Annotated in this window: 1 pseudogene; it reads right to left on the bottom strand. The window is 76.3% G+C overall.

Features of this window, described 5'->3' with window-relative positions:
• Nucleotides 1-236: pseudogene (locus QWY29_RS20310) on the bottom strand (2-phospho-L-lactate guanylyltransferase); the annotation flags it as partial.
• Between the last annotated feature and the right edge of the window lie 42 nt (nt 237-278).

Genomic DNA, 278 nt, shown 5'->3' with positions numbered 1-278 from the left:
AGGGAGCTCGCGAACCCCGCGTCGTCGGTGACGACCAGGACCTGGGCCACCCCCGGGGTGGCCAGGCAGACGGCCACCGTGTCGAGCGCGAAGGCCGACGCCAGCGCGCGGCGGGTGTCGTCGTCGAGACCCACCAGGCGCGACTTGCCGCGCGCGGGCGGCTTGACCGGCACCAGCACCACCCAGCCGTCCGTCGGCGCGGACGGACGGTGAGCGGGGTCGGGCGTCGTGCTCATCGCGGCTCATCCTCGCAGGCGTCGCTGCACGCCGCTCGGGCC

Origin of the sequence: Nocardioides abyssi (assembly GCF_030412915.1) — a bacterium.
Taxonomy (GTDB): domain Bacteria; phylum Actinomycetota; class Actinomycetes; order Propionibacteriales; family Nocardioidaceae; genus Nocardioides; species Nocardioides abyssi.
Note: the sequence above shows the minus strand (reverse complement) of the source record. Positions and strands in the feature narration are given on the sequence as shown.